The organism is Vibrio sp. 10N.222.46.A1 (assembly GCF_041473595.1).
Taxonomy (GTDB): domain Bacteria; phylum Pseudomonadota; class Gammaproteobacteria; order Enterobacterales; family Vibrionaceae; genus Vibrio; species Vibrio tasmaniensis_A.
Genome location: NZ_JBFRSN010001076.1, coordinates 1 through 5,834, shown reverse-complemented (window position 1 = coordinate 5,834; position 5,834 = coordinate 1). Strand labels below are relative to the sequence as shown.

Below are 5,834 nucleotides of genomic sequence, written 5' to 3'. Positions count from 1 at the left end.
TCTCTCCGACCGCACCATCATTGAATAGAACCCAGCTTTTTAGCTGGGTTTTGTTTTATCTGGAATATGTAAATCTGCAAGCCAAGTCACCAAGTATTCTCTCCTATAACCTCACTTTTACTACGATTTTATTAGACAATGTCTGCTCCATTTCCTAACTGAGTATGACTGCCTATGAAAACCCTCCCTTTAACGATCGGTTGCTACACAGATTCTCCAAGTAATAGCCAAGGTGTATATCAAACTCAGTTAGATCTAGAAACGGGAACGCTGTTGCCTTTAGAGCTTATAGCGGCCTGTACAAATCCTTCGTTTGTCACCACGACAAAGCTAGGGATCTATACAGCTTCTGAAGTTGACCAAAAGATGCAACCGCAACTGATTCATATACCGAATTCTGATTCAACAATAGCGTCAAATACTAGACTAATTTCAGGAGATCACCCTTGTCATATCACGGTAGATCCCCACAATAAGTTTGCTATTACATCGCAATATTCATCAGGGGCATTCGATATCTTTAGTTTAAGTATCAATGGCAATATCGATAAACGGCTCAAAACACTCAAAATGGTTGGTTCTGGACCTAATGCAGAAAGACAAACAGGCCCACATGCACATCAAAGCCTTTTCCTAAAGAACTCTCCGCAGTTTGTCACCGTCGATCTCGGAGCCGATCGAATCAACTTCTATTGCTTTGACGAAGAGCAAGAAGAGTTCCTTGATGAACCAATGCAATCTATCAAAGTGCGGGCAGGGAATGGACCTCGTCACTTAATCTTTAACCAAGCCGAAGATAGAGCCTATGTGGTGTGTGAGCTCTCTGAAACGATATTGATTTTGGAAAAGTCTTTAGGGGTGTGGAGTATTGTGGAAGAGGTTGATGCATTAGCAAATATGGATAAAGGAGAAGCAGCGGCTGCAATTAAGCTATCGCCAGATGAGCAATTCCTTTATGTGTCTTGCCGACATCAATCCAGAATCAGTTGTTTTAGAATAGACTCCGTCACTCAAAAGCTCATTTTTATGGATAGTTACGATGTTGAAGGCAAGTTCCCTCGCGACTTTCATATCACTAATGACGGACAATGGCTTATCGCCGCAAACCAGCATTCCAACAACCTCACATCATTCAAACGAGATATTGAAGATGGCTCCCTCACCTATACTGGATGCTCTTTAGCCATTGATGCACCTGTTTGTGTGACGCAATAGCACTAAGCACTATCATGAAATCAAAAAAGGAGAGCCTCAGCTCTCCTTCTTTTATAACTAGATAACTTGGAGTAACCAATCACAACCCTAAAGCGTACTTAAGCACCTGTGATTTAATCGGCCCTGAGTTTTCTGCTAGCTTTAGTGCTGCATTTCGCACAAACTTAAGTGGGCCAATGTCATTGCTAAACGTTTTGTAGAAAAAGTCCATGCCACTTTGCATCATTAGATTGTCACCTCTTCTGATCACTTCATAGCGTCTCGCCACAGATTGATTCAATTCGCCTTTCTCTTGGGTGATATCCAATAGTGCTGCCACATCTTTAAAACCCAAGTTAACACCCTGCCCTGCTAGAGGGTTAATCGTATGTGCAGAGTCCCCGACTAAAATACAGTTATTCCTTGAGTATGATTGAGCATGACGTCGTGTCAGAGGAAAAGAACCCGAGTTCAAAACTTTGATATCACCTAACTCTTTAGGAAAGTGAGTAAGTACTTCATTACGTAGTTTTTCAGGGGGCATTGCTGACAATTGCTTAATACGCAGTGGAGAATCATACCAAACTAACGAGCCCTGCCCGACTTCTTGATCGTCAGAGACTAGAGAACACAAAGGCAAAAATGAACGAGGACCACTTGGTAAAAATTGCTGCCAAGTAATATCTTGCTGAGGCTGTTCTGTTTCTACGTTGATAAGCATGCAGTGCTGTCGGTAATCCCAAGCCGTAATACCAATCCCTGCTTGCTGACGGACGGCTGAATTTGCGCCATCAGCGCCAACCACCCACTTCGCGGACAACTGAGTACCCGACTGAAGCTTGACTATATTGGTCTCACCAAACTCAATCTCATCGAGCTTTTCTGGGCATAACAGTTCGAGATTGTCGTAGGCATCAAACTGAGCCCATAAACCCAATTGGATTAATCGATTCTCAACGATATAGCCCAAACGAGGAAGGTCCAGTGATGCTGCATCAAACCGAGTACGACACTCTGGATGTTCCCAAGTTTCCAATCGCTTGTAAGAACAGACGCGCATCGCTGCAATACTTTGCCATGCACCAAGATCTTCAAGCAAATCGACCGATGCTTGAGAAATCGCTGACACACGAATGTCCATCGCTTGCGACTCATCAAAAGCTTGTGGGGCAAAACCTTCGATCACCGCAACACTCAGACCTTGCTTTGCAAAACCGATTGCTGTTGCTGCACCAACCATGCCGCCACCGACGACTACAATATCGTAACTGTTCATATTTTGTACTTATCAGTTTGATTCTTTGACTGTTTTTGATTGTACTTTTTCATAACGAACTTGTAACCAAAAACCTTATTCGAAAGAAGGGTTATCCCTTATGGCATATGGCGTTAACGATAATAAAAACCACTACATAAGAGATTTGTTCAGACTACTAGTCAGTCGGTTTTGAAACCAGTACAATACGCCGCTTGCCGCTAGAGCCTGTCATAAAATTGAATACCGAATTATGACGAACGGAGCTAGCGGATGAATAATGGGCGATTTGCTCCCTTAAATTAAACTAACGATCGAGCGAACATATAATGAGTAAGAAACTGCTAATTAAAACTTGGGGCTGTCAGATGAATGAATATGATTCATCAAAAATGGCCGACCTGCTTAACGCTGCAAATGGCTATGAGCTAACTGAAGTACCTGAGGAAGCAGACGTACTACTATTGAATACTTGTTCTATCCGCGAAAAAGCGCAAGAAAAAGTATTCCACCAGCTTGGTCGTTGGAAAACGCTTAAAGATAAAAAAGAAGGTGTGGTGATCGGTGTGGGTGGCTGTGTAGCGACTCAAGAAGGTGATCACATTCGTCAACGTGCACCTTATGTAGACGTTATCTTTGGCCCACAAACATTACACCGTTTACCAGAGATGATTAAGTCATCACTGTCTAACGAAAAGCCAGTAATGGACATCTCTTTCCCAGAGATCGAAAAGTTCGATAACCTGCCAGAGCCAAAAGCAGACGGCGCAACAGCCTACGTTTCTATCATGGAAGGTTGTTCTAAGTACTGTACTTACTGCGTTGTTCCATATACTCGTGGCGAAGAAGTTAGTCGTCCAATGGATGATGTGCTATTCGAAGTTGCACAACTTGCAGAGCAAGGCGTACGTGAAGTAAACCTGCTAGGCCAAAACGTAAACGCATTCCGAGGCCCTACTCACGAAGGTGACATCTGCACATTTGCAGAGCTCCTTCGCCTAGTTGCGTCTATCGACGGTATCGACCGTATTCGTTTCACAACAAGCCACCCGCTTGAGTTTGGTGACGACATCATTGAAGTTTACAAAGATACCCCTGAACTAGTGAGCTTCCTTCACCTACCAGTACAAAGTGGTAGTGACCGTATTCTTACGATGATGAAGCGTCCACATACGGCTATCGAGTACAAATCTATTATCCGTAAACTGCGTAAAGCTCGTCCTGACATTCAAATCAGCTCTGACTTTATTGTTGGTTTCCCTGGTGAGTCTAAGCAAGACTTCCAAGATACAATGAAGCTAATTAAAGAAGTTGATTTCGATATGAGCTTCAGCTTTGTTTTCTCTCCACGTCCAGGTACGCCAGCGGCAGATTACCCATGTGATGTACCAGCACAAGAGAAAAAAGATCGTCTGTACGAACTGCAACAAACAGTAAACACACAAGCTATGCGTTTCTCTCGTCTAATGCTAGGTACAGAGCAGCGTATTCTTGTTGAAGGTCCATCAAGAAAGAATCTCATGGAACTGCGTGGCCGTACTGAAAACAGCCGTGTTGTGAACTTCGAAGGTTCTGCAGACCTAATCGGTCAGTTTGTAGATGTGAAGATCACTGAGGTTTACACTAACTCACTACGTGGTGAGCTAGTTCGCACAGAAAAAGACATGGGTCTACGCGTTGTAATGACTCCAGCAGAAATGATGGAAAAAACAAAACGTGAAGACGAGCTAGGTGTAGCGACATTTACGCCATAGGCAATACAACTGTTTGAGCACAAAGCGCAAACACAAAGCTTGAAATTACCTAACTAAGTGACCATCTTAGAAATAGGGATATCACCATCAAAAGCCCGGTCTAAATCGGGCTTTTTGCTCTTTTTTATATTTAAGAGTGAGTGGCACAAAATGAGAGGCTAATTTGAGCAATAAAATCGTTACCTTAGAGATAAATCTAGAGCCAGCAGATAACAAGCGCTTGGCAAGTTTATGCGGACCATTTGACGACAACATCAAGCATCTTGAGCGTCGTCTGGGCGTTGAGATTAATTACCGTAGCAACTTTTTCACGATTGTCGGTAAGCCTCACACTACAGCCGCAGCTTTAGACATCATCAAACACCTCTATGTTGAAACGGCTCCAGTTAAAGGCAACATAATCGATATCGAACCGGAGCAAGTGCATCTGGCGGTCACTGAGTCTGGTATTTTGGAGCAACACGTCGAGTCTGAAATCGACTACGGCAAAGAAGTGACCATTAAGACTAAAAAAGGCGTTATCAAACCTCGCACGCCAAACCAAGCACAATATCTAATGAACATGGTCACTCATGACATCACTTTTGGTATTGGACCTGCTGGTACTGGTAAAACGTACTTAGCTGTTGCGGCTGCGGTTGATGCACTTGAACGTCAAGAAGTTCGTCGAATCCTACTGACTCGTCCTGCTGTTGAAGCTGGTGAGAAGCTTGGTTTCCTACCGGGTGATTTAAGCCAAAAAGTAGACCCCTATTTGCGTCCGCTTTACGATGCACTGTTTGAAATGCTTGGCTTTGAGCGAGTTGAGAAGCTGATTGAACGTAACGTGATTGAAGTTGCTCCACTGGCTTACATGCGTGGTCGTACATTGAATGATGCGTTTATCATTCTTGATGAGAGCCAAAACACCACGGTAGAGCAGATGAAAATGTTCTTAACCCGTATCGGTTTTAACTCTCGCGCTGTGATCACAGGTGATATTACACAAATCGATTTACCTCGTGGTGCAAAATCAGGCCTACGTCATGCAACTGAAGTGCTCAGTGAAGTGGATGATATTAGCTTTAACTTCTTCATGTCTGAAGACGTCGTTCGTCACCCTGTGGTTGCTCGTATCGTTAATGCGTACGAGAAGTGGGAAGCCAAAGACCAAAAAGAGCGTAAAGAGTTTGAGGCTCGCAAACGAGAAGAACGAGAAGCCAAACTTCTTGAGGCTCAGCAAGCTGTTACGACACAATTAGCAACACAAAATAGTTCTGTCATTGCAGAGCAAGGTGATAAATAGATGTCTATTGAACTAGACCTGCAATTAGCAGTCGAAAATGAGCAAGGTCTTCCAACTGAGCAAGATATTCAACTTTGGTTAGACAAGACAATTCCTCAGTTTCAAGAGAGTGCCGAGTTGACGGTTCGTATTGTTGATACACAAGAAAGCCACCAGCTCAATCATGACTATCGTGGAAAAGATAAGCCAACTAACGTGCTGTCTTTCCCATTTGAAGCACCACCAGGAGTGGAATTAGATCTACTGGGTGACCTCATTATTTGCCGCCAAGTTGTCGAAAAAGAAGCAGAAGAGCAAAGTAAGCCTCTGCTAGCACACTGGGCTCATATGGTTGTACATGGCAGTC

Annotated in this window: 5 protein-coding genes; 4 read left to right on the top strand and 1 reads right to left on the bottom strand. The window is 43.6% G+C overall.

The genetic code is table 11. The features are described 5' to 3' along the window. Positions 1-174: 174 nt before the first annotated feature. A complete protein-coding gene (locus tag AB4496_RS23905; RefSeq protein ID WP_009848486.1) occupies positions 175-1,215 on the top strand; it encodes a lactonase family protein in 1,041 nt (346 codons plus the stop codon). Between the two features lie 79 nt (positions 1,216-1,294). Here the strand turns inward: AB4496_RS23905 and AB4496_RS23900 are convergent, their stop codons facing one another. Next, positions 1,295-2,470, bottom strand: a complete 1,176-nt coding sequence (locus AB4496_RS23900) for a 2-octaprenyl-3-methyl-6-methoxy-1,4-benzoquinol hydroxylase (protein WP_102258201.1) — start codon at positions 2,468-2,470, stop codon at positions 1,295-1,297. 308 nt (positions 2,471-2,778) lie between these two features. Between AB4496_RS23900 and miaB the strand changes: the two genes are divergently transcribed. From miaB to ybeY, 3 genes are all read left to right on the top strand, one after another. Continuing rightward, positions 2,779-4,203, top strand: a complete 1,425-nt coding sequence (miaB, locus tag AB4496_RS23895; RefSeq protein WP_009848484.1) for a tRNA (N6-isopentenyl adenosine(37)-C2)-methylthiotransferase MiaB — start codon at positions 2,779-2,781, stop codon at positions 4,201-4,203. A gap of 163 nt (positions 4,204-4,366) precedes the next feature. After that, positions 4,367-5,488: a PhoH family protein gene (locus tag AB4496_RS23890; protein ID WP_009848483.1), complete on the top strand. Its 1,122-nt coding sequence runs from the start codon at positions 4,367-4,369 to the stop codon at positions 5,486-5,488. Further along, positions 5,489-5,834, top strand: a 346-nt coding sequence (gene ybeY / locus AB4496_RS23885) for an rRNA maturation RNase YbeY (RefSeq protein WP_372132247.1), incomplete at its 3' end; no start/stop codon positions are given.

Excerpts from the sequence above, each read along its gene's own strand:
- AB4496_RS23905 (WP_009848486.1), top strand. The coding sequence starts at position 175 with ATGAAAACCCTCCCTTTAACGATCGGTTGCTACACAGATTCTCCAAGT.
- AB4496_RS23900 (WP_102258201.1), bottom strand. The coding sequence starts at position 2,470 with ATGAACAGTTACGATATTGTAGTCGTCGGTGGCGGCATGGTTGGTGCA.
- miaB (WP_009848484.1), top strand. The coding sequence starts at position 2,779 with ATGAGTAAGAAACTGCTAATTAAAACTTGGGGCTGTCAGATGAATGAA.